At 36.8% G+C, this 21,901-nt stretch carries 21 protein-coding genes and 1 pseudogene; 6 read left to right on the top strand and 16 right to left on the bottom strand.

Translation table 11 applies throughout. The annotated features are described in order from the left end of the window. Positions 1-179: 179 nt before the first annotated feature. Both GD441_RS07060 and GD441_RS07065 read right to left on the bottom strand, forming a co-directional pair. Positions 180-1,115 carry a manganese-dependent inorganic pyrophosphatase gene (locus GD441_RS07060; RefSeq protein WP_153125150.1) on the bottom strand — a complete coding sequence of 312 codons (936 nt, stop codon included), beginning with the start codon at positions 1,113-1,115 and terminating at the stop codon, positions 180-182. 140 nt (positions 1,116-1,255) lie between these two features. Beyond that, entirely contained in the window at positions 1,256-2,470 is a 1,215-nt protein-coding gene (locus tag GD441_RS07065) for an alanyl-tRNA editing protein (RefSeq protein ID WP_153125152.1), read from the bottom strand. 222 nt (positions 2,471-2,692) lie between these two features. Between GD441_RS07065 and GD441_RS07070 the strand changes: the two genes are divergently transcribed. Continuing rightward, a complete protein-coding gene (locus GD441_RS07070) occupies positions 2,693-3,925 on the top strand; it encodes an aminopeptidase (protein ID WP_153125154.1) in 1,233 nt (410 codons plus the stop codon). Between the two features lie 48 nt (positions 3,926-3,973). On the opposite strand, the gene GD441_RS07075 is transcribed toward GD441_RS07070, so the two are convergent. The 6 genes from GD441_RS07075 to GD441_RS07100 form a co-directional block, all read right to left on the bottom strand. Beyond that, a complete protein-coding gene (locus GD441_RS07075; protein ID WP_420849662.1) occupies positions 3,974-4,432 on the bottom strand; it encodes a YueI family protein in 459 nt (152 codons plus the stop codon). A 110-nt stretch (positions 4,433-4,542) separates the two neighbouring features. Continuing rightward, positions 4,543-4,686 carry a protein YhfH gene (yhfH, locus tag GD441_RS07080; protein WP_420849663.1) on the bottom strand — a complete coding sequence of 48 codons (144 nt, stop codon included), beginning with the start codon at positions 4,684-4,686 and terminating at the stop codon, positions 4,543-4,545. A 63-nt stretch (positions 4,687-4,749) separates the two neighbouring features. After that, a complete protein-coding gene (gene aceA / locus GD441_RS07085) occupies positions 4,750-6,033 on the bottom strand; it encodes an isocitrate lyase (protein ID WP_153125157.1) in 1,284 nt (427 codons plus the stop codon). A gap of 266 nt (positions 6,034-6,299) precedes the next feature. Further along, positions 6,300-6,440, bottom strand: a complete 141-nt coding sequence (locus GD441_RS07090; protein ID WP_153125158.1) for a lmo0937 family membrane protein — start codon at positions 6,438-6,440, stop codon at positions 6,300-6,302. Positions 6,441-6,571: 131 nt separating this feature from the next. Beyond that, positions 6,572-7,408 carry a LysM peptidoglycan-binding and 3D domain-containing protein gene (locus GD441_RS07095; protein WP_153125159.1) on the bottom strand — a complete coding sequence of 279 codons (837 nt, stop codon included), beginning with the start codon at positions 7,406-7,408 and terminating at the stop codon, positions 6,572-6,574. A 226-nt stretch (positions 7,409-7,634) separates the two neighbouring features. After that, positions 7,635-8,243 carry a nitroreductase family protein gene (locus tag GD441_RS07100; protein WP_153125160.1) on the bottom strand — a complete coding sequence of 203 codons (609 nt, stop codon included), beginning with the start codon at positions 8,241-8,243 and terminating at the stop codon, positions 7,635-7,637. 214 nt (positions 8,244-8,457) lie between these two features. Between GD441_RS07100 and GD441_RS07105 the strand changes: the two genes are divergently transcribed. After that, complete coding sequence (locus GD441_RS07105; protein WP_153125161.1) at positions 8,458-9,768, top strand: anaerobic C4-dicarboxylate transporter family protein; 1,311 nt, start codon at positions 8,458-8,460, stop codon at positions 9,766-9,768. 91 nt (positions 9,769-9,859) lie between these two features. Here the strand turns inward: GD441_RS07105 and GD441_RS07110 are convergent, their stop codons facing one another. Together GD441_RS07110 and GD441_RS07115 are read right to left on the bottom strand one after the other, a co-directional pair. Next, a complete protein-coding gene (locus GD441_RS07110) occupies positions 9,860-10,042 on the bottom strand; it encodes a cold-inducible protein YdjO-related protein (RefSeq protein WP_153125162.1) in 183 nt (60 codons plus the stop codon). A gap of 198 nt (positions 10,043-10,240) precedes the next feature. After that, entirely contained in the window at positions 10,241-11,104 is an 864-nt protein-coding gene (locus GD441_RS07115; RefSeq protein ID WP_153125163.1) for a CvfB family protein, read from the bottom strand. A 142-nt stretch (positions 11,105-11,246) separates the two neighbouring features. Between GD441_RS07115 and GD441_RS07120 the strand changes: the two are divergent. Beyond that, positions 11,247-11,651, top strand: a pseudogene (locus tag GD441_RS07120) (aminotransferase class I/II-fold pyridoxal phosphate-dependent enzyme); the annotation flags it as partial. 48 nt (positions 11,652-11,699) lie between these two features. On the opposite strand, the gene GD441_RS07125 reads toward GD441_RS07120, so the two are convergent. Beyond that, a complete protein-coding gene (locus GD441_RS07125; RefSeq protein ID WP_153125164.1) occupies positions 11,700-12,239 on the bottom strand; it encodes a hypothetical protein in 540 nt (179 codons plus the stop codon). Positions 12,240-12,423: 184 nt separating this feature from the next. On the opposite strand from GD441_RS07125, the gene GD441_RS07130 reads away from it, so the two are divergent. Next, the gene (locus GD441_RS07130) at positions 12,424-14,043 is read left to right on the top strand and encodes an ABC-F family ATP-binding cassette domain-containing protein (protein WP_153125165.1); all 1,620 of its coding nucleotides are present in this window, start codon (positions 12,424-12,426) and stop codon (positions 14,041-14,043) included. A 130-nt stretch (positions 14,044-14,173) separates the two neighbouring features. After that, positions 14,174-14,452 carry a hypothetical protein gene (locus tag GD441_RS07135; RefSeq protein WP_153125166.1) on the top strand — a complete coding sequence of 93 codons (279 nt, stop codon included), beginning with the start codon at positions 14,174-14,176 and terminating at the stop codon, positions 14,450-14,452. 650 nt (positions 14,453-15,102) lie between these two features. Here GD441_RS07135 and adhE read toward each other — a convergent pair. The 3 genes from adhE to GD441_RS07150 form a co-directional block, all read right to left on the bottom strand. Next, the gene (adhE, locus tag GD441_RS07140) at positions 15,103-17,715 is read right to left on the bottom strand and encodes a bifunctional acetaldehyde-CoA/alcohol dehydrogenase (RefSeq protein WP_153125167.1); all 2,613 of its coding nucleotides are present in this window, start codon (positions 17,713-17,715) and stop codon (positions 15,103-15,105) included. Positions 17,716-17,972: 257 nt separating this feature from the next. Beyond that, on the bottom strand, positions 17,973-18,200 hold the full coding sequence (locus GD441_RS07145) for a hypothetical protein (RefSeq protein WP_153125169.1): 228 nt from the start codon (positions 18,198-18,200) through the stop codon (positions 17,973-17,975). Positions 18,201-18,329: 129 nt separating this feature from the next. After that, on the bottom strand, positions 18,330-19,268 hold the full coding sequence (locus GD441_RS07150) for a DMT family transporter (RefSeq protein WP_153125171.1): 939 nt from the start codon (positions 19,266-19,268) through the stop codon (positions 18,330-18,332). 256 nt (positions 19,269-19,524) lie between these two features. On the opposite strand from GD441_RS07150, the gene GD441_RS07155 reads away from it, so the two are divergent. Next, positions 19,525-20,091 (top strand): biotin transporter BioY, encoded by a 567-nt coding sequence (locus GD441_RS07155; RefSeq protein ID WP_153125173.1) that lies wholly within the window; start codon positions 19,525-19,527, stop codon positions 20,089-20,091. Between the two features lie 83 nt (positions 20,092-20,174). On the opposite strand, the gene GD441_RS07160 is transcribed toward GD441_RS07155, so the two are convergent. Both GD441_RS07160 and GD441_RS07165 read right to left on the bottom strand, forming a co-directional pair. Next, positions 20,175-21,179 carry a phosphotransferase enzyme family protein gene (locus GD441_RS07160; RefSeq protein WP_153125175.1) on the bottom strand — a complete coding sequence of 335 codons (1,005 nt, stop codon included), beginning with the start codon at positions 21,177-21,179 and terminating at the stop codon, positions 20,175-20,177. Between the two features lie 175 nt (positions 21,180-21,354). After that, positions 21,355-21,561, bottom strand: coding sequence for a hypothetical protein (locus GD441_RS07165; RefSeq protein WP_153125177.1), 207 nt, complete (start codon positions 21,559-21,561; stop codon positions 21,355-21,357). Positions 21,562-21,901: the final 340 nt, after the last annotated feature.

Consider the following 21,901-nt stretch of genomic DNA (forward strand, 5'->3'; position numbering starts at 1 on the left):
TTGACCGAATGGAAGAAAGGTTACGTTAAAAAAATACCAAAATAAAAAGAATCAGTCAGGCATCCGCCAGCTACTTTCAAAGAAAAATCCAAATAACACAAAAGCAAGTGGAGAAAAACGGATCGTTTTTCTCCACTTGCTTCATTTTAGGGACCTTTTAGACAACCCCTTGTATGGGATTAGTTTTTATTCGTAAAATAGTCCGTTAATACAGGGACAATTTGTTTTTTGCGGGAAACAACACCTTTTAAGAGAGCTTTATTGTCCTGTAAGGTTACGTTATAAGCTTCTTCAACTGCCTCGGTTTTATTACCAAGTGCCAACACGGTTGAGTCACTATTTAGAATATCTGTTACGACTAAGACAAAAAGGTCTAGTCCTTTTTCGTTAATAACATTCTGAATGACCTCTTCAAGTTCGGCTTGACGAGAAAGGACATCGTTCACATCAATGGCATTAACCTGAGCAATCTCAACCTTGCTATCACCCATTGGAAATTCCTTGGCATCCAATGAGATTAATTCTTTTACAGTCTTATCCGCTAGGTTTGCACCAGCTTTTAACATGTCTAATCCGTAGCTTTCAGCATCTACACCTGCAATTTCCGCAAGCTCCTTTGCAGCATCAATATCTTCTTGCGTGCAAGTAGGTGATTTAAACAGTAAAGAATCAGAAATAATAGCAGATAGCATTAATCCTGCAATATTTTTCTTAATTTCCACTCCATTTTCCTTATAGAGCTTTTTAAGTATCGTTGCCGTACAGCCAACTGGCTCTGCACGATAGTACAAAGGATCACTTGTTTCGAAATTTGCAATTCGGTGATGGTCAATTACTTCAAGTACACGAACTTTGTCAATATCATCCGCACTTTGCTGGCGCTCGTTATGGTCCACTAAAATAACTTGCTTTACTTCATTTGAAACAGTTTGCACTAAACGAGGCACTTGTGCATTGAATGTGTCTAGGGCATATTGTGTTTCTGCATTCACTTCACCGAGACGGATTGGTTCAGCCTCCATTCCAAGCTGCTTTTTTAATTCAGCATAAGCGATCGCAGAACAAATAGAATCAGTGTCTGGATTTTTATGTCCAAAAACAAATACCTTTTCCATTTTTATTCGCTCCTTTTCATTATGTATTGATTACTATTCCATAGCCTCTATCATACAATTTTTCATACGTATTGTTAATAAGAAGCTACGAATTTTATCTAGTAGTTGCAAACGGTTTTTGAATAAGGCAACCCAAAGTATTATACAGTATTTTGATGAGGATTTACAAAGCTCTCAAGACAAGTGAGGGCTTTTTCAACAAGCTCTTCTCCTCTCATATGCTTAGCTCCTCCACCTTGAGCTAAGAATTCGTTTCCGCCGCCTTTTCCATTTATAAGAGGAAGAATGATTGCAATCCATTCCTTTGCACTCACCTCTCCATTTTTCCCTTTTCCACATACAATTTGCAATTGCTCCTCTGATTCATTAACCAATAAAAATACAAGGTTCTCTCCTTTTTCAGCTATTATTCTTGCGAGCTTTTGCAATTCCTGCATGTTTTTATCATAATAAATAGCAGTAATCAAATTTTGTTCGGATCCTTGGCTTATTAATTCCTCTGCTTCCTGTTGTATTAGTTTTTCTTTCAAGTTTTCTAATTCTTTTATTAAGCTTTTTTCTTTGTCGAGAAGTTGTTTTACTGCATGCTCAAGTCCGTTTTGGGGAGCATTTAGTAATGGGTTTAACGATGTCAAAATCCGCTGTTTTTCATGGAGCTGGGAAAGTACTCTGTTTCCACAAACGAAAGAAACTCGGATATGATTTCTTTGTTTTTCCCAGCTTAAGATCTTAATACTTGCGACCTCTCCTGTTGATTTCGGATGGGTTCCGCCACAGCCATTGTAATCAAAGTCAGGGATGATGACTAAGCGGATATTCTCCTTGACCGATGTTTCTTTCCGAAGAGAGTAGCTAGACAATTCTTCTTTCGTCACCCATTTTGTATTGATTGGTTTGTTTTGTAATATCACATCATTCGCTCGCTTCTCAACCTTCATAGTCTGTTCCTCTGTTAGATCTGAAGCTGCAAGATCAATCGTACACAGTTCTTTTCCGAGGTGGAAGCTTACTGTTTTTAATCCGAATATTTCTTCAAATGCTGCAGTTAATATGTGCTGTCCAGCATGCTGCTGCATATGATCAAATCTTCTATTCCAATCGATTTTACAGACAAAAGCTTCTAAAGAAACTGGTGCTTCTATGTAATGGCGAATTTCCCCGTTTATTTCTTGTACATCTGTTACTTTAACGTTTCCGATTGTTCCGATGTCGTGAGGCTGACCTCCTCCCGTTGGATAAAATGCCGTTTGATCCAGTACGGCATATAGATTTCCGTTTTCATCATATTTCACATCAAGAACTTTAGCATTGAATTCCTTAAGATACGGATCTATATAAAATAATTTTTTCGTCATGTTCGTACCTCCCATTGGTTTGCGCTACTGTAAACCGATTTATATGTAAGCCTTTGCTACGAGCACTATTCAATTATCATACCATCTCTATCACTTGCTTGAAAGCTTGGATTAGGGTTGCTTTAATCCCTTATATTACATATTGATTATCTTTAAAAATGTTTATTTTTCAGAGAATTCTAGATAAAATATAAGAACATTATGTAAAAGGAGAATCATACCATGAGCGATTTTCTAAAGAACTTAGACAAATATGCTGAACTCGCTGTAAAAGTGGGTGTCAACGTCCAAAAAGGGCAAACGCTAGTCGTCAATGCAACCATTGATGCAGCAGAATTAGTTCGTTTAGTAACGAAAAAAGCTTACGAATGTGGAGCAAGAAATGTAATCATAAACTGGACGGACGATATAGTGAGTCGAATCAAATATGAATTAGCACCTGATGAGGTATTTACAGAATTTCCAAAATGGCGTGCTAAAGAGATGATTGAGCTAGCTAAAAATGGGGCTGCTTTTATGAGCATTGTTTCCTCAAGCCCTTATCTTTTAAAAGGAGTCAAAAGCGAAAGAATTGCTAATTTCCAAAAAGCTGCCGGTACTGCTTTAAATGAATATCGTCAAATGATTCAATCAGATAAAGTAAGCTGGACTGTTCTTGCAGCACCTTCTCAGGCATGGGCAGACATGGTATTTCCAACTGTTCCAAAAGAAGAGCGAGTTAGTAAGCTTTGGGATGCGATTTTCCAAGCAACACGTATAACCGAAGAAAATCCTATCGAGGCCTGGAAAAAACATGACGAGAATTTACATAAAAAAGTTCACTATTTGAATGAAAAGAAATATCATAAATTGCATTATAAAGCTCCCGGTACAGATTTGACGATTGAACTTCCAAAAGGTCATATATGGGTTGGTGCTGGAAGTGTCAACGAAAAAGGTCATGAGTTTATGGCGAATATGCCGACTGAAGAAGTGTTTACAGTTCCTTTAAAAACTGGGGTCAATGGGGTCGTTTCAAGTACGATGCCGCTCAGCTATGGAGGAAATATTATAGACAAATTTAAGCTCACATTTGAAAACGGTCGTATTGTTGACGTTCAAGCTGAAGTTGGTGAAGATGTATTGAAAAATCTAATTGAAACAGACGAAGGTTCCCATTATTTAGGGGAAGTAGCACTCGTCCCTTATGACTCACCAATCTCTAATACTAAAGTGTTATTTTACAATACTTTGTTTGATGAAAACGCATCGAACCACTTGGCGATTGGAAGTGCGTATGCATTCTGCTTAGAAGGCGGAAAAGCTATGTCACCTGATCAGCTTAAACAACACGGTTTAAACCAAAGCATTACACATGTGGATTTTATGATTGGTTCACAGGAAATGGATATTGACGGAGTTAACGAGGACGGTAAGGCAGAGCCCGTATTCAGAAACGGAAACTGGGCGTTTTAACAACTTAGGTTTTAATCAAGTAAAATAAGGCGTTTCAATAGGAACGCCTCATTTTTTATTAAATATCTTTTTAAGTGCAATTAAAAATCCTTTGTCTTTTTCGACAGCAATTTTTTGAATATTTTGTTTCGGTTCCTTTATATAAATTTCTTCTCGATCGATTGCATGGTCGTATGCTAATACAAGCCCAATGTCAGAATGATACTCTTTATTTGTAACAATGGTATGATCCATATTAAATTTTGAGGCCAGAGCTATATACTTTGAAAGATAAGAATATCGAATATTTCCATTTAAATAGAGGTGAGCCTTAGAGTTTTCTTGTATAATTGCCTCTGCTTTCGGTATAATCTCATCTTTCATCACTTGGGCTTGTGTTAGAACGAACACAATTCTTTCTCGAATCGTACCTAGGAACTTCTTTCTTTCCTCCGGATTTGTTTCTTTTTTCCCGTGTATTCCTTGCAGTAAATACTCATGAACCTTGAAATCTTCCAAACTTCTCACTCCTTTTTCTCACTAATTTTTATATGTATCATTTCCCTTCTTGGTTCATCATATGAGTCTAATAAAACGGCAAAAATCCCCACTAAATTTAGCGGGGATTTTTTTGCTGATTAATCTGGTCTTTTAGATAAGCAACGGTCACATTCCATTATATACCACCCAGAATATTCGTGAATTTTTTCACCGCACTCAGGGCATTTTCGCATTTGACCAGCTCTTATGAATTCTTTCATTTTCACTTTTTCTGATTTCATAATGTGCTCTCCTTTAATGATCTGTTCCTGAGACTGAGTGATAGACAGAAATGTTGGGATTGATTATTTTGCAGTTGTAAATTGTTCAGCTTCCGTTGATCCCTTTAAAGCGGTAGTTGAGGATTGTCCTCCTGTTACTACTTGAGCTACTTCATCAAAGTAACCGGTTCCTACCTCACGTTGATGTCTTGTAGCTGTATATCCATATACTTCGCTTGCAAATTCAGCTTGTTGAAGCTCGGAATATGCTGCCATTCCACGATCTTTATATTGACGAGCAAGCTCGAACATACTGTGATTCAACGAATGGAATCCAGCAAGTGTTACGAATTGGAATTTATAACCCATTTTTCCTAGTTCCTTTTGGAAATTAGCGATTGTTTCATCATCCAATTTCGCTTTCCAGTTGAAGGATGGTGAACAATTATATGCTAACAGTTTACCAGGGAATTTTTCGTGAATCGCTTCAGCAAAGCGGCGAGCCTCTTCAATATTAGGCTCCGATGTTTCACACCAGATGAGATCTGCATATGGTGCATATGCTAAGCCTCTAGCAATTGCTTGATCTAATCCTGCTTTTGTACGGAAGAATCCTTCAGATGTTCTTTCACCTGTAATGAAAGGTGCATCATATGGATCCACATCACTTGTAATTAAATCAGCAGCATTTGCATCAGTACGAGCAACTAATACAGTTGGTACACCCATTACGTCTGCTGCTAACCGAGCAGCAATCAAATTGCGTACTGCTGTTTGTGTTGGAAGAAGAACTTTTCCGCCAAGATGTCCGCATTTTTTCTCTGAGGAAAGCTGATCTTCAAAGTGAACGCCGGCTGCTCCAGCTTCAATCATACCTTTCATCAGCTCGAAAACATTTAATTGTCCACCGAATCCTGCCTCTGCATCTGCAACAATCGGAGCAAACCAATCGATGTCATTTTTTCCTTCCATATGGTAGATTTGATCTGCTCTTTGAAGAGCTTGGTTAATTCGTTTTACTACTTGAGGTACACTATTAGCTGGATACAAACTTTGGTCAGGATACATATGTCCAGAAAGGTTAGCATCAGCTGCAACTTGCCATCCACTTAAGTAGATTGCTTTAAGGCCTGCTTTAACTTGTTGCATAGCTTGATTTCCTGTCAATGCTCCAAGTGCGTTAATATAATCCTCTGTATGAAGCAAATTCCATAGCTTTTCTGCTCCGCGGCGTGCCAATGTATGCTCAATTTGAACAGAACCTCTTAATCGAACAACATCCTCTCCACTATATGGGCGAGTTATACCTTTCCAGCGCTCATCTGTTTTCCACATTTCTTCTAACTGTCTTGCTTGTTCTTGTCTCATTAAGTATCCTCCTTTTAACAAATCCCAATGTTATAATACAGGTATTCAATTCATGTTTGTATTGTATAACAAAGTCCGTTTAATTGTCACGACTTTTTTGTAAAAAATTCTAAAAATTTTAAAAAATAATCATATAGCCTTGATATATGTGGATTTTTACTAGATACCATAATTGTAAAAAGACAAAAAAAATAACTGGCAGCTTTCCTAAGGAAGCAGCCAGTTACTTATTTTAGAGGTATTAAGCCAAACCATAACGATCTCATCTACTTTCTTCTTTTAAAAACATTTACAATGAAAAGGATTCCAGCAATTATTAAAAAGATATGAATCAATCCACCAGCAATTTTAAACATAATACCCAGTATCCAAATAACGAGTAAAATCCCTATTAAGGTCCACAACATATCATTTTCACCCTTTTTTGTTTTCTTTTAATATACCCATTCTCTATTTATTCATACTTTTTACTAGCATCTCTCCAAAACCTAGACAAAAAAGGTGGCGAAAATATATGCGCCACCTTTTATCTTACGATCTATTCATTTAATACTTTAACAGTTACTTGTTTTCTACCCCATTCTAATGCATCATCTTTTGACGGGATAAACACGTCAATTTTGTTCCCTTTAATGGCACCGCCAGTATCTTCTGCTGTTGCATACCCATATCCTTCAACATATACTTTTGAACCTAGCGGAATCACATTTGGATCAACAGCAATAACTTTGGCATCTGGATTTGCTTTTAAATCAACGCCTGTTGCAGTTGTTCCAGAACAGCCTTCACAGTTTGCAGTGTAGGCTGTAGCTGTTACTGTGAGTTCTTTTGCCACTTCATCAGATTTTTGTTCCTCAATCGTTGGTTTGCTTTTCGTCACAACATCCGATTTTTCATTCTTATTCGTTGCTTCGCTTTTTGACACATTATTAGATTTTTCTACTTTATTTGTTGTTTCCACAGAAGGCTGTTGTTTTATTGGCGTTTCCGTAGGAGTATTAAATTTCGGTGTTTCTTTCACGTCTTTCAATATCACTAATTCTTGATCGGGAAAAATTTTATCATCTGATAATTTGTTCCATTCTTTTAGTTGATTTACTGTTACACCATATTTTTCCCCAATTTCCCACAATGAATCACCTGAAACAACTTTATAATTTTCTTCTGGAGAAATCGTTAAGGATTGATCCGGGTATATAATATCTGAAATTAAGTCATTCCACTCTTTTAGATCATCTACTGTAACTCCGTGTTTTTGTGAAATGCTCCAAAGTGTATCCCCTTTTTTTACGATCACTTCTTCAGCATGAGCATGTACACCTTCTGTTATGATTAAGGCAGTAGCTGCAATTATAGAAAGCATAGATTTTTTCATATAAGTCTAACCTCCTCATTAGCTTGTTTAGAGCTAACGGAGATTATGATATCACGAAAAACGAAAATACAAAGAACAGGGAGATTATAAATCATTTACAAACGTAACATCTGTTTAACAGTACGCTTACAAATCGTCTGAATATTTAATCATCATTATTCAGTCATATAGTTGGATTTTAGTGATAAAAAAGGCTCGAAAGTAGTATTTTCGAGCCTTGCAATGATTAATACCAAGTAGTTAATTCAGATATCGGAAGTCTTCCTGAAGGTCGTCCAGGCTGCTTTTGTTTTCCTAATGCAATAAGCATAACTGGCGTATATCTTGCATCAATCTTAAATGTTTCAATAAATTGTTGTACATTAAATCCACCAATTGGACATGTATCCCAACCTCTTTCCTGAGCAACTAACATGAATTGCATAGCCGCCAAAGAGGCATTACTATATGCTGCCAATTTTGCATATTCTTTGTCTTGGTATGCACCTTTAATTTGATTATTCAGTACTTCTTTTATTTCAGGCTTCATCATTCCAGCCTCCACAGCTGGTCCAAACACACTGTCAACTTTTTTATCTGCTTCTAAGTCTCCTAGCACCGCTATGACAGCTGAAGCATCTTTTACTTGTATTTGATTATAGGCAATTGGCAGCAATTTTTCTTGAACCTCTTTATTTGCAAAGACGGCAAAATGCCAGTGCTGTAAATTCCAAGCAGATGGCGCCTTCCCAGCTAGTTCAAGGATTTTAGTCAATTCTTCTTTCGATATCGTTACCTCAGGATCAAAAACCTTAACAGAACGTCTAGCTTCTATTACTTTTTCTAAGTTAGTCATGTTGTCCTCCTACAAAATATCTCGAAGTGAAAATAAATAACGTTTACATGCTACATAATGGGAGAGCTATAGTCAAATAACGTGCTTGACCTCCTTTATTTTTTTAATTATTGAAAAATAAAGGCATTTTGGATATTTAGTGAAATGAAGCACAAAATACAAACATTCTGCTATAATTTCAGCTTGGTTATGTCATTTATGTTGGAGGGACATCATGTTTTTTATTCAATTTTTGATATTACTGTCATGTATTTTTATCGGTGCAAGAATTGGGGGTGTTGGCCTTGGTGTCATGGGTGGAGTAGGGCTTTCGATATTTGTATTTGTATTCGGCTTACAGCCAACCTCCCCGCCTATTGACGTCTTATTAATGATTCTTGCCGTCATAACCGCTGCTGGTTCATTACAAGCTGCTGGTGGCATGGATTATTTGGTTTCTTTAGCAGAAAAAGCGTTAAGAAAAAATCCAAAAAACATAACGTTTGTCGCACCGATCGTTACCTATTTGTTTACACTTTGTGCAGGGACTGGTCACGTCGCATATTCCGTGCTTCCCGTCATTGCAGAGGTTGCTAGGGAATCTCGCATTAGACCTGAAAGACCACTATCCATTGCAGTAATCGCTTCCCAGCAAGCAATTACGGCTAGTCCGATATCGGCAGCAACAGTTGCAATGGTAGCACTGCTTTCCGATTATAAAATTAGTTTACTAAACATTTTAATGATCTGTATCCCCTCTACTTTTATTGCTTGTATGATCGGTGCATTTGTAGCTAGTAAAATGGGGAAAGAATTGGATGAAGACGAGGAATATTTAAGAAGACTTCAAGCAGGATTTGACACGCAAGTAACCATGGTTGAAAAGAAAGTCGATTCTCATTCAAAACGATCTGTTTGGCTATTTTTATTAGCAACACTCGCTGTAGTTATTCTCGGATCTTTTGAATCCTTACGACCTGGTTGGAATGTTGACGGAGAATTCGTTCGATTATCTATGCCACAAGTGATAGAAATCATCATGCTATCTGTTTCTGCTCTAATCATCCTTGTATGTAAACCTTCTATTGAAGATATTACATCTGGAAGTGTGTTTAAAGCAGGAGCAACTGCTATTGTTGCGATCTTTGGAATTGCTTGGATGGGGGATACTTTCATTAATGGAAACATGGAAACCATTCAAGGCTCCATTATGGATATGGTAACTGCTGCTCCTTGGCTTTTTGCTTTAGCTTTATTTGTTTTATCTATTCTACTATACAGTCAAGCAGCTACTGTACGTGCGTTAATGCCGCTTGGAATTGCTCTCGGAATTTCACCAATGATGTTAATTGCTATGTTTCCGGCAGTAAACGGGTATTTTTTCATTCCGAATTACGGAACAATTGTAGCTGCCATCAATTTTGACAGAACAGGAACAACTCGTATCGGAAAATATATTTTAAATCATAGCTTTATGATTCCAGGTCTAGTCGCTACGATCGGAGCAGTTGGTATTGGTTTATTATTAGCCACTTTGCTGTATTAATTTTATTTGTTTTTATACATTCATAAAAGCCTTTGGATAGAATACGAAGGGTGGCTTATTCACAGAAATACAGCCACCCTTTAATTATGTATTATTTAATTTTCGGTAGCTCTCTGACTTCTTGATGCATTTCACTTCCGCAAAACGGGCAAAGATACGGATCCATTGCAAAATCCTTTCTCATCCAGCCATTACACATGTCTGAAACGCAGGAGTAAACAACTGTATCTTCAATAATCACTTCTTCTTGTTGATTTTTTTTAGAAAAATACATTAGAAGCCTCCTTCAATTGTTGAAACTTTTCCCATAGAGATAGCATATGTTACAATTGAGCATTTTATTTATTTATTTAAATAAAGGAATCAGGTTGATTATTGATAATCATCCCCAAATGATTCTTATGAAAAAAGGTGAACCTGTGTTACGTACGTTACAAAGGTTCACCCTTTTTGATTATTTATTTATAGACTTTTAGTTTCGATCTGCTCGATATGTCCAGCCATCTTCTTGATATACCTTGTTTTCTTTCATTAATCTCCCTAAAGCACGCTTAAAGGCAGCCTTGCTCATATTAAAGCGAGCCCGAATATCTTCTGGATCACTCTTATCACTAAAAGGCATGGCACCGTTACGCGCTTCCATATAATCATAGATGACTTGTGCATCTACATCGATTTGCTCCTTGCTGAAAGGAAGCAAGGAAAGATTTAAGCTTCCATCTGGTTTTTGATCGATGACCCTTCCTGTCACCAGCTGACCTAAACGAGGTTCCTCCTTCCTTTGACTTTCGTGAATGAAGCAGCGGTATCCTTCTTCCGTAATAACATATGTACCCACTTTTTTCACCTTGTAAACTGTTCCAGTGAGGATTGCATTAAATAGTTTTTCAACCGGCTTTTTAGAAATATCCGTTATTACATCTTCAGTTGCTAACTTAGCAAGTAATCTTCCTCTTTTATCTGTAGTGAGTGTTACGTACAATCGATCTCCGGCCTTTGGCCATAAAGATGGGAATAGCGGAAGCTCATCAATCGAAACAAGAATATCCTTGGCAATACCGATATTTACAAATACACCAAGCTCTTTCCTAGACCCCATTACTTCTGCCCAGCCGTATGTTTCTTTTGTGATTTTTGGGATGGTCATCGTGGCTGCAAGACGGCCTTGTTTGTCATGATAAAGAAATACCTTGATCCAATCACCAATCTCTATACTTCCATTTATTTCGTTATTATGCAAAAGTACGTCCATATTTCTGTTCGTTAAGAAATAGCCAAACTCTGTTTGCCGGTCAACGAGTAATTCCTCTACTGTTCCAGCCTCTAAAATTGTCATGATTCTATCCTCCAATCAAACACACTGCTTATAACTGTAACACGTATTGATTGACTTGTATAGGATTTGACTATCTCGAATTCTGATTTTATTTCTTTTATATGTTTTCATCGATTAACAAAACCTTCCAGTTGCTAGACAATCAAAATTAATGATTCTTAACTTCCCTGGAAACCCAATACCTGCAATCGCTACTCGCGAACTTTTTCAAGAGGCTATTGCTTTTGCAAAATAATACTCGATTGTCATTTTGCATGATTTTGCTTATTCAGAGTTGTATTACGGTGATGAGCCACCTATTAGCTTTCTATCGATTGAAGGGGCAAAGGAAGTTGGGATCGAAATGAATTCCCTTTCCAAAAGCTTCAGTATCGCTGGTTGTCGGATCGGGTATGCATCGGGAAATGAAAAAATCATTCAAGCGCTGCAGCAGTTCAAATCCAATTTAGATTATGGTGTATTCTTTCCGATTCAAGAGGCTGGCATTCAAGCGCTAAAGAATGGAGATTCATTTTGCGAGGAAACTAGAAGAATTTATAAAGCAAGGGTTCATCTAAAAGCAATATTTTTCATTGCTATTGGATGAACCTATTTATTAATCCCTCATTTTTTTCATGTCAGGTGAAATAGTTGGTGCAAAGGTCATACCGCTTATTTTCCAGGCATTATCTTGTTCTTGCACGAGAAATGTAACATCATAATGAACTCCTTTATTATTGTATACCTCATAGGTTACACAGCCAACCTTTCTTTCAATCGTACAATCAATCGGTTTTCCTAAAAAGACTTGTTGATCATGGAAAATACGATGATCAAATGTAGTTCCATTTCCAAAAATAATTTCCTGTTGTGTAATTTCGACCCCTTCAGAAAAGCTTTCTTTCGCTTGCTTAAAATCTTTTTGAACAAGACATTTGAATACATTAGAGATTTGATTTTGGATTATTTCTGTATCGATCATCTCTTCTTGGAGTTGTTCAAGCTTCATTTCTAGTTCCGCCATTTTTTCCTTCAGCATTAAATTTTCATCTATAATTCTCATATTCTCTTGATTGATTTGACTGGCATTCGATGAGCAGGAAGATGAAAATAATGACAAACATACAAGAATTAAAAGAAAAATGTACCTTTTCATATCTTCCCCTCTTCCTTTCCCTTTCTTCTATTATATTAAACGATTGAATAATAAAAAAAGTTTCAATATTCACTGGTAATTTCTTGGAAATCAGTAGCACTTGAAGAATGCTTAGGTTGCTGGTTTTTATCTAAACCATTCCATGATATAATACGGTGAATATAGAATGTGGAGGATTTAACTTATGATTACTGTTACAAACGTTAGCTTACGCTATGGAGATCGTAAGCTTTTTGAAGATGTAAATATAAAATTCACACCGGGCAATTGCTACGGCTTAATTGGCGCAAACGGTGCAGGAAAGTCTACTTTTCTCAAAATTTTATCCGGTGAAATTGAACCTCAAACCGGAGATGTGACCATGGGTCCAAACGAGCGACTTGCCGTATTAAAACAAAACCACTTTGAATACGAAGAGCATGAAGTGCTAGAAGTTGTGATTATGGGGCACCAACGTCTTTATGACATTATGAAAGAGAAGGATGCAATCTATATGAAGCCAGACTTCTCAGACGAGGACGGTATTCGTGCTGCTGAGCTTGAAGGAGAATTTGCTGAATTGAATGGCTGGGAAGCTGAATCAGAAGCAGCCATTCTTTTAAAAGGCCTTGGTATTTCAGAAGATCTCCACCATAAGAAAATGGCGGATTTAACGGGCGCTGAAAAAGTAAAAGTGTTACTTGCCCAGGCTTTATTCGGCAAGCCGGATGTTCTTCTTTTAGACGAGCCGACTAACCATTTAGACTTAAAAGCAATCCAATGGCTAGAAGAATTTTTAATCAACTTTGAAAACACTGTGATTGTCGTATCCCACGACCGTCACTTTTTAAACAAAGTTTGTACGCATATAGCAGACCTGGACTTTGGAAAAATTAAAATTTATGTTGGGAACTATGATTTCTGGTATGAGTCCAGCCAGCTTGCACTTAAACTAGCACAGGAAGCAAACAAGAAAAAAGAAGAAAAAATAAAAGAACTTCAAAACTTTATTGCTCGCTTTAGTGCCAATGCCTCAAAGTCCAAGCAAGCAACTTCTAGAAAAAAGCTGTTAGAAAAAATCACGCTTGAAGATATACAACCTTCTTCTCGCCGCTATCCTTATGTGAATTTTACACCTGACCGGGAAATTGGGAATGATTTATTACGAGTAGAAGGTTTGACAAAAACCATTGACGGTGAAAAGGTACTAGATAACGTTAGCTTTATTATGAACAAAGGGGATAAAATTGCTCTTGTCGGTCGAAATGAGCTAGCAAAAACTACACTTTTCAAAATTTTAGCTGGTGAAATGGAACCTGACAGCGGAACATTTAAATGGGGTGTAACAACCTCCCAAGCCTATTTCCCTAAAGATAACTCAGAGTATTTTGAAGGCTGTGATTTAAACTTAGTGGATTGGTTAAGACAATACTCACCTAAAGATGATAGCGAAAGCTTCCTAAGAGGTTTCCTTGGCAGAATGCTTTTCTCCGGTGAAGAAGTCTTGAAAAAAGCAAGTGTTCTCTCAGGGGGTGAAAAGGTTCGCTGTATGCTTTCAAAAATGATGCTAAGCGGAGCGAACGTGTTGCTTTTGGATGAGCCGACGAACCACTTAGACCTTGAATCCATTACTGCCTTAAACAACGGATTAATCAGCTTTAAAGGTTCTATGATTTTTGCTTCTCACGATCATCAGTTCGTGCAGACGATTGCAAACCGCATTATCGAAATTACTCCGAACGGCATCATTGATAAACAAATGACCTATGATGAGTATTTGGAAAACAAAGAACTTCAAGCACAAGTTGATGAGCTTTATAAATAATTTTGACTACAAAAATGCAGGCTTTCTTTTTTTGAGAGCCTGCATTTTTTTATTATTTGATTTCCTTTTTTGGGGTAATACTTGATATAAGAATAACAAAACTAGTTTACTATATAAAGGGTGATTAAATTTGGAACTACTTGAAGTAAAAGAATGCTTTCAAGAGCATGGTTATGATTTTTTGTATAAAAGATTTTCAAAAATGATCGATATCACTGGAATCTTTACCGATCTTAGTGAAGATGTACTTTCCGCTTTCCTTTCAACCTTTGATTTTGAAGATGAACACAAAATATTATTTGACGATTTTAGGTTTCAATTTTTATCTTTCCAAACGGCTTTTCGTCATAATGAGTTAGATTTTAGTTATTATTATGAAATTTTTTTTCATAATGATCAGTATGAATAGTAAAAAGAAAACAGGTGGTCACGATGGGTTTACGTAAAAGAATGCAAAACATAAGAGATAAAATGAACAAAAACAACAATAAGTATACCTTTTGGGATTTCATTTCGGATGTTTGTTGGTTTGTTCCAGAACTACTTTTTCTACCATTTAGAATTTTGTTTTGGCTCATTCGAGGGATTTTTCGCTTTTTCGATTGAGTGTGAGCTTTTCCGTTAAGAGTTGGCTTATCTCCATAAATCTTATAGGAAAACGATTATCTCCCTTTTTATATGGATTCCAAAGGGTTTTCATAAAATTACAATGGGATCATTTCTTAATCCCGCGGGTTCTACCTAATAATCCTGTAATTTGTAATCGCACGAGTTTTCTTAATCATCCCACCAGTTCGACTTGAAAATCCCGCGAGTTTCTTCTGTAATCTCGCCACTTCGACTTATAATCCCTCGTGTTTTCATGATAATCCCGCCACTTTTATTCTTAATCCAGCAAATGGTGTAATTTTACACTTTTTGTGCAAAAATCGTTCAGCACTTTTGTGTTTCGATCATCTGTACTAAAAGCAACGAGTACACAAATGCAAAAAAAGGACCGGCACCATTAGTTGTACCGGCCAAAAAATAGGAGATGATATTAAATTATATATAAAAGGGTTAAACCCCTTTATACGCTTGTCGATAAATTTCAGCTAACTCTGAAACAAGAGGAAGCTTCGGATTTGCAGTTGTACATTGATCTTCAAACGCACGATCTGCAAGCATATCTACTTTGCTTTCGAATTCTTCTTGGCTTACACCTGTAGCTGCAATGCTCATTGGCATGTTCAATTCCTTCGCAAGCTTAATGATCGCTTGTACGAGGCTTTCGACTCCTTCTTCTACAGTGCGAGCCGGAAGTCCTAGCATTCTTGCAATTTCTGCATAACGCTTGTCTGCAACAAAATGCTCATATTTAGGGAAGGCTGTAAACTTCTTAGGTTTTTGCGCATTGTATCGAATTACATGCGGCATGAGGATCGTATTCGCTCTTCCATGAGGGATATGGAACTCAGCACCAATCTTATGCGCTAAGCTGTGATTAATACCCAGGAATGCATTTGCAAACGCCATTCCTGCAATTGTTGAAGCGTTATGCATTTTTTCTCGAGCCAATTCATCTTTATCACCATTTCTATAGGCTCTTGGCAAGTATTCAAAAACCAGTTGGATTGCTTTCATCGCTAGACCATCTGTATAATCGTTAGCCATATTCGAAACATATGCTTCAATTGCATGTGTCAATACGTCCATACCTGTATCTGCTGTTACAGCAGGTGGCACCGTCATAACAAATTGCGGATCGATGATCGCTACATCTGGAGTTAATTCATAATCAGCTAATGGGTATTTTACATTATTTGTCTTATCTGTAATGACAGAGAAGCTTGTTACTTCAGAACCTGTTCCGGATGTTGTTGGAATGGCAACAAATTGTGCTTTTGATCCCAGCTTAGGGTATTTGAACACGCGCTTTCTAATGTCTAAAAACTTTTGCTTCAGGCCATGGAATGAGACTTCTGGATGCTCATAGAACAGCCACATGCCTTTTGCTGCATCCATTGCGGAACCACCGCCAAGTGTGATGATTACATCCGGCTGGAAGTCTCTCATCATCTCGGCACCTTTCATGACTGTCTCAATAGATGGATCCGGCTCAACATCTGAGAAGATTTCACAATGCACGTAATCTGGACGCTTTCTTAAATAATATAGAATACGGTCAACATATCCAAGCTTCACCATACCCTGATCTGTAACAATAAATGCTTTCGATATGTTTGGCATTTTTGATAAGTACTGAATAGAATTTTTTTCAAAATAAATTTTTGGCGGAACCTTAAACCATTGCATGTTAACACTTCTCTTTGCCATTTTTTTAATATTTAATAAATGAACAGCTGTAACGTTCGTACTTACAGAGTTATGACCGTATGAACCACAACCGAGCGTGAGCGATGGCACATAGGCGTTATAGATATCTCCAATCGCTCCTTGAGATGACGGTGCATTCACGATGATTCGGCATGCCTTCATTCGTAATCCGAATTGTTCAATAATTTCTTGATCTTCAGAATGAATGACAGCGGAGTGTCCGAGACCTCCAAATGTCAGCATCTCTTCAGCAATTCGCAAGCCTTCTTCAGTATTTTTGGCTTTGTAGCAAGCGAGCACTGGGCTTAGTTTCTCTCTTGAAAGTGGCTCTTCTGGGCCTACACTTTTTGTTTCCGCCACCAGTATTTTTGTATCAGCCGGTACGTCTACGCCTGCCATTTTTGCGATTTCAAAGGCTGGCTTTCCGACAATATTAGCATTAACGGCACATTTATTTTCATCGATTACTAGGCTTTCAACCTTTTTCTTCTCCTCAGGATTTAAGAAATAACATCCATTTGCAATCATTTCATCTTTAACAGATTGATAGATCTCCTTGTCGATAATGACTGCTTGTTCTGACGCACAGATCATGCCATTATCAAAAGTTTTGGATAAAATTAAGTCGTTTACAGATCGTTTAATATTTGCTGTCTTTTCGATATAGCAAGGAACATTACCTGGTCCAACACCTAATGCAGGCTTTCCAGTACTATATGCGGATTTGACCATGCCTGCACCACCAGTTGCTAAAACCAAAGCTACATCCTTATGGTTCATCAAAAGTTTTGTCGCCTCAATGGAAGGAGTTTCAATCCATTGGATGCAATCTTCTGGAGCCCCTGCTTTTACAGCTGCATCCCGTAAAATTCTTGCCGCTTCACTACTGCATTTTTGGGCAGAAGGGTGAAAAGCAAAAATGATTGGATTTCGAGTCTTAATAGAAATCAATGCTTTAAACATGGTTGTTGAAGTCGGATTTGTCACAGGTGTAACCCCGGCTACAACACCGACAGGTTCAGCAATTTCGTATAATCCTTCATGAGGGTGCTCTTTTATTATTCCAACCGTTTTGTCGTATTTGATGTTGTGATAAATGTATTCCGTCGAGAAAATATTTTTGATGATTTTGTCTTCGTAAACTCCCCGACCTGTTTCTTCTACTGCCATTTTTGCGAGTTTCATATGCTGATCTAGTCCAGCCAACGCCATTTCTTTTACAATGTTATCCACTTGCTCTTGATTTAGCTTCATAAACTCTTCCAGTGCTTTTTGTCCCTTTTGGACAAGGTGATCAATCATTTTTTCAACATTGTTTGTTTCAGTTTGGACTTCTTGGTTAGCAACTTGTTTCATAATGTCCTCCTATCATTTCTATAAAAATATTTTATGTGAAATGTTGAGCATATTTAATCAATAAATATACTCAACATCTACACAGTCAATAGTTTGTGAAACATTGAGCAATTATAACTAAATAAAATATAATGATTTTTATTTACTATGATTAATTTGTGAAGTATTGAGCAATCATACCTAGAAAAAAGTCTTATTCTTATCATTTACTAGAATTATTTTGTGAAGTACTGAGCATATAATGGCAAAAAACAATTTTATTCGCATACAGGATTTCTTGGAATTTTTGTGATACTGATGTCGTTAATGATTCTGGCATTTTTTTTGATGATACAAACATAATTAACAGTCCAGATATAGGAAGGAATTTCATCATCCCCTACAAACATCATTGCTTCAAATTCGTCACCCACCATTTCCTCGAATTCCTCTTGCGAATAAGTTTTCATGTCGGTTGAAAATGGTTTCCATTCACATAGCATCATGATGATCACTCCTTTTTGGTTCTGAGTTTATTATACTCCCAAAATACAAAAATAGATTGTGAAATATTGAACAATCTATGTCAATTTTAAAAAGGATCGTATTTTTACAATTTTTAAACCGATTATGCTTTAGCCCGTTTCTCCATGGACCGATTTCTCCAGGTTTTCTTCTATTTTTTTAGGAGAAACTGTTAGCAATATAACCATGCCAATGATTAATATCGTTCCTAGACCTTGTATAAAACCGAACGGAACATGTAACCATAGGACGGAAGTGAGTACGGATGCTAATGGTTCAGAGCATGACAGCAGGCTCGATTCCTTTGCTGAAATATATCGTAAGCTGTCAATGAATAAGAAAAACGGTATGAGCGTTCCAAATAAGATGACAAACACCACAAACACCCATGTGAGAGTCGTCCATCCTGAAAAATTGACAGCAAATGGTGATTGAATAAAGCTAATGCTTATACCTCCAATCAGCATCCCCCATCCAACAACCAGTACGGAATGAAACTGACGTATCAAATGATCTGAATAAATGGTATAAAAAGCAAGGGCCAAGGCAGACAGAACTCCCCAGGTAAACCCCATCAAAGGTATGGCGAGTGAATCAAATGAACCGTTTGTGAGCAACAAATAAGTACCACTTAATGCCATCGTGACTGACAGGTATTCGTAAATAGTCGGCATTCCTTTTGTTTTCAAAATATAGTAAAACATAATAAAGACCGGAGCAATATATTGTAAAAGGGTCGCAACAGCAGCATTCCCTTCATCTATTGCAGCGAAATAGGTGTATTGTACTCCAAGCATACCCACGATTCCAAAAATAAAGAATTGACCTATAAAAGAACGGTGTTTCCAGATTTCAAATACTTCTTGACGGAGATTTTTATTGAAAAGCCCGTAGAGTATAAATAAGATCCCTGAAATAATCAGTCTAATTGTTACTAGCCATCGCATCGAAATGCCATCTTCCTCAAAAAGGCGTTGGGCTACCGTCCCAGAAACGCCCCATAGGCATGCAGCAATGACTACCATTATATAGCCTTTGTATCTACCCATCTATCTAACCTCAAATCTTTTATAAATCTACCTAAAATAATTCCATAAATAAAAATCTTTGTTGAAATAGAAAAAAATCGTTTTTTGAATAACCATATTACTGTCCTCTACTTTTTATAAATCTAGGTTTCTATAACAAATGATGTAAAATCCTAAAAAAAGTTTGACAATTTGAATAGTATTCAGATAAAATGCAAATATGTTAACCAAAATTATTATTGGTTAACTAAAAACAAAGGGGGGTACCAAAACTAGTATGAATAGTGAACGTGAGAAGTTTAGAACGTTAATTTTATCTGCTCTTTTCGCTGCGATCATTGGAATTTTTGCTCAATTTACAATTCCACTTCCTCTTGTACCGATTACAGGACAAACATTAGCCATTGGGTTGGCAGCAACTATTTTAGGATCCCGTTATGGGACATTATCGGTTTTGCTATACATATTCATTGGGGCAACTGGCATTCCAGTTTTCGCCGAAATGACCGGAGGAATCGCAAAGCTTGTTGGCCCAACTGGAGGATACTTAGTTGGATTCATTCCTACTGCATTTATTATCGGCTATTATTTGGAGAAAACGAAATTTACTTTTGTACATGCCATGATCGCTAACTTAATCGGAATGATCCTTACCTTAGCGCTGGGAACTGCATGGTTGAAGGTAGCTGCAGATTTGACTTGGACGAAGGCGATTGCTGTTGGAACAACTCCATTTATCATTGGAGGAATCCTAAAAGCAGCTCTTGCATCTTGGATTGGAATTCTTGTAAGAAATCGACTTGCATCCGCAAGATTATTACCAAAAACTCAAATACCAGCATGAAATGGCTTTTCCGTTGTTTGCTAGACAACGGAAAAGCTTTTTTGTTGTGATCATAAGATGAAGACCAATCTTTGAACATATTTTTATGTCAATTTGACAATTAGTTCCTTGTTTATTAACCGATGATAAACAGAATCCAAAAACTTCTTTTCTTGAGAAGGTAGATTGGTAAGGTCGAACTTTTTGTATAAAACTGAAAGCAAAACGATATCCCTTAATCTTAAAAACCATTCAATATCCTTTTCTTGAATAGACTCTCTACTATTTTCTTGGTCATATCCTTTGAAAAAATCAGCTAAAAATTTGGCTGCAAATTTTTCTTTCTGGTGAGTATTTTCAAATTCACCGGCTAGTTCACCTGCTAAAATTGTATAATACACCGGCATCGCAATATCATTTGCAAACCAATGATAAGTGCAATCATCGAAATCAAATAAATAAAGCTGGCCCTCGTAATAATGAAAATTACCAAAATGTAAATCTGAATGAATGAGGCCGAATTGGTCCTTTGTCATAGGCATTTTCCTTATTGCATGTACCACTTCATTCCTATATGTGACTATATCCTTAGGAATATCTGGTTTAAATTTTTCAATCTCCAAAAGCTCTTCTTCATCCCAATTTGGTCTTTTCGATTTCCCTACCGGAACTTCATAATTTTTTGTCACCTTATGTAGCCGGCCAACCGTTCTTCCCCATGCCGTTACCAAGTCGTGATTGTTTTTAATATCCTTCCAACCTAAACGTACACCTGGCATTTTTTCATAACAGCAAGCATAAAAATCGGAACCGTCTTTTGCTGTAAAAGCTTCAATATAGTCATTATTTTGTGATCGGAACTGCTCATACACATTTAACCCATTATTTTTCAAAAATGATACCCAATCTATTTCCGCTTCAATGTCTTCAAACAACCGGTGACTGCTATGGGTTAAACGGATGATTACTTCTTGATCTTCTCTTTTCCCTTTAAAAATATAATTTTCAAAGTCCCCTATTTTTTCTAGAGTAGAAGGTTCAACATTAAATTTTTCCGCTGCTAAACACAGGATTTCTTCCGTAAATAATCCCTCTACCGTTTTCTCCATACCTATCCCCCCTTATATATCCATCATATACCAAATCGTTTTATAAGGTAATCAAAACGTGTAGTTTTTTAACTTTAAAAGGGTTTACCGTTCGTGTAGAAGATTTTCATGAATTGAACTAGTTCATTTATTATGAAGAAGAAAGGGGACGATTCTAACGACCGTCCCCTTTCTATTAAATATTTGTGAAAACATAACAAAGAGACATAATGCCAAATGAAAAAAGAAAAGCTGCTAACGAAAGTAGCCTTGCATGTTTGAAAGCACTTTTATTTTTTATTAATGAAAATACCCCTAGACCAATCAAGATCCCTATTAGTAAATATCCCCCAATAAATAGAGGAAACTCAGGATTTGAAACCGCTTTTAAAAAAACTCCCATTATACTCATTCCTTTTCCCCCAATTAGATAGGAAGTAATCCCCAATCACTTCCTAATCGTTCGTCCCTTTGTTACTCTCATTGTACATGAAATTTTAATTTTTGACAATTATGTGAACATAATTTTTTAAAATTAATTTTTATTATTTATTCAATACCACTAGTGTTGCATTAATTTAATTTTAATATTAAAAAGACTCGCAATCTTCACTTATTTTATTTTGTGCAAAGAAAAAGTCCTTTATAATGGATAAGTCAGGTGGTAACCCGTCCAAATCCATTAATAAAGGACACACACTATGGACAAGATTACACGAAAAACTTCATTTGGACAATGGTTT

Source organism: Peribacillus tepidiphilus (assembly GCF_009466385.1).
Taxonomy (GTDB): domain Bacteria; phylum Bacillota; class Bacilli; order Bacillales; family DSM-1321; genus Bacillus_BN; species Bacillus_BN tepidiphilus.

Excerpts from the sequence above, each read along its gene's own strand:
- GD441_RS07060 (WP_153125150.1), bottom strand. The coding sequence starts at position 1,115 with ATGGAAAAGGTATTTGTTTTTGGACATAAAAATCCAGACACTGATTCT.
- GD441_RS07125 (WP_153125164.1), bottom strand. The coding sequence starts at position 12,239 with ATGAAAAGGTACATTTTTCTTTTAATTCTTGTATGTTTGTCATTATTT.
- aceA (WP_153125157.1), bottom strand. The coding sequence starts at position 6,033 with ATGAGACAAGAACAAGCAAGACAGTTAGAAGAAATGTGGAAAACAGAT.
- GD441_RS07090 (WP_153125158.1), bottom strand. The coding sequence starts at position 6,440 with ATGTTGTGGACCTTAATAGGGATTTTACTCGTTATTTGGATACTGGGT.
- GD441_RS07130 (WP_153125165.1), top strand. The coding sequence starts at position 12,424 with ATGATTACTGTTACAAACGTTAGCTTACGCTATGGAGATCGTAAGCTT.
- GD441_RS07115 (WP_153125163.1), bottom strand. The coding sequence starts at position 11,104 with ATGACAATTTTAGAGGCTGGAACAGTAGAGGAATTACTCGTTGACCGG.
- GD441_RS07160 (WP_153125175.1), bottom strand. The coding sequence starts at position 21,179 with ATGGAGAAAACGGTAGAGGGATTATTTACGGAAGAAATCCTGTGTTTA.
- GD441_RS07065 (WP_153125152.1), bottom strand. The coding sequence starts at position 2,470 with ATGACGAAAAAATTATTTTATATAGATCCGTATCTTAAGGAATTCAAT.
- GD441_RS07105 (WP_153125161.1), top strand. The coding sequence starts at position 8,458 with ATGTTTTTTATTCAATTTTTGATATTACTGTCATGTATTTTTATCGGT.
- adhE (WP_153125167.1), bottom strand. The coding sequence starts at position 17,715 with ATGAAACAAGTTGCTAACCAAGAAGTCCAAACTGAAACAAACAATGTT.
- GD441_RS07165 (WP_153125177.1), bottom strand. The coding sequence starts at position 21,561 with ATGGGAGTTTTTTTAAAAGCGGTTTCAAATCCTGAGTTTCCTCTATTT.
- GD441_RS07100 (WP_153125160.1), bottom strand. The coding sequence starts at position 8,243 with ATGACTAACTTAGAAAAAGTAATAGAAGCTAGACGTTCTGTTAAGGTT.
- GD441_RS07095 (WP_153125159.1), bottom strand. The coding sequence starts at position 7,408 with ATGAAAAAATCTATGCTTTCTATAATTGCAGCTACTGCCTTAATCATA.
- GD441_RS07150 (WP_153125171.1), bottom strand. The coding sequence starts at position 19,268 with ATGGGTAGATACAAAGGCTATATAATGGTAGTCATTGCTGCATGCCTA.
- GD441_RS07110 (WP_153125162.1), bottom strand. The coding sequence starts at position 10,042 with ATGTATTTTTCTAAAAAAAATCAACAAGAAGAAGTGATTATTGAAGAT.
- GD441_RS07145 (WP_153125169.1), bottom strand. The coding sequence starts at position 18,200 with ATGATGCTATGTGAATGGAAACCATTTTCAACCGACATGAAAACTTAT.
- yhfH (WP_420849663.1), bottom strand. The coding sequence starts at position 4,686 with ATGAAATCAGAAAAAGTGAAAATGAAAGAATTCATAAGAGCTGGTCAA.
- GD441_RS07070 (WP_153125154.1), top strand. The coding sequence starts at position 2,693 with ATGAGCGATTTTCTAAAGAACTTAGACAAATATGCTGAACTCGCTGTA.
- GD441_RS07155 (WP_153125173.1), top strand. The coding sequence starts at position 19,525 with ATGAATAGTGAACGTGAGAAGTTTAGAACGTTAATTTTATCTGCTCTT.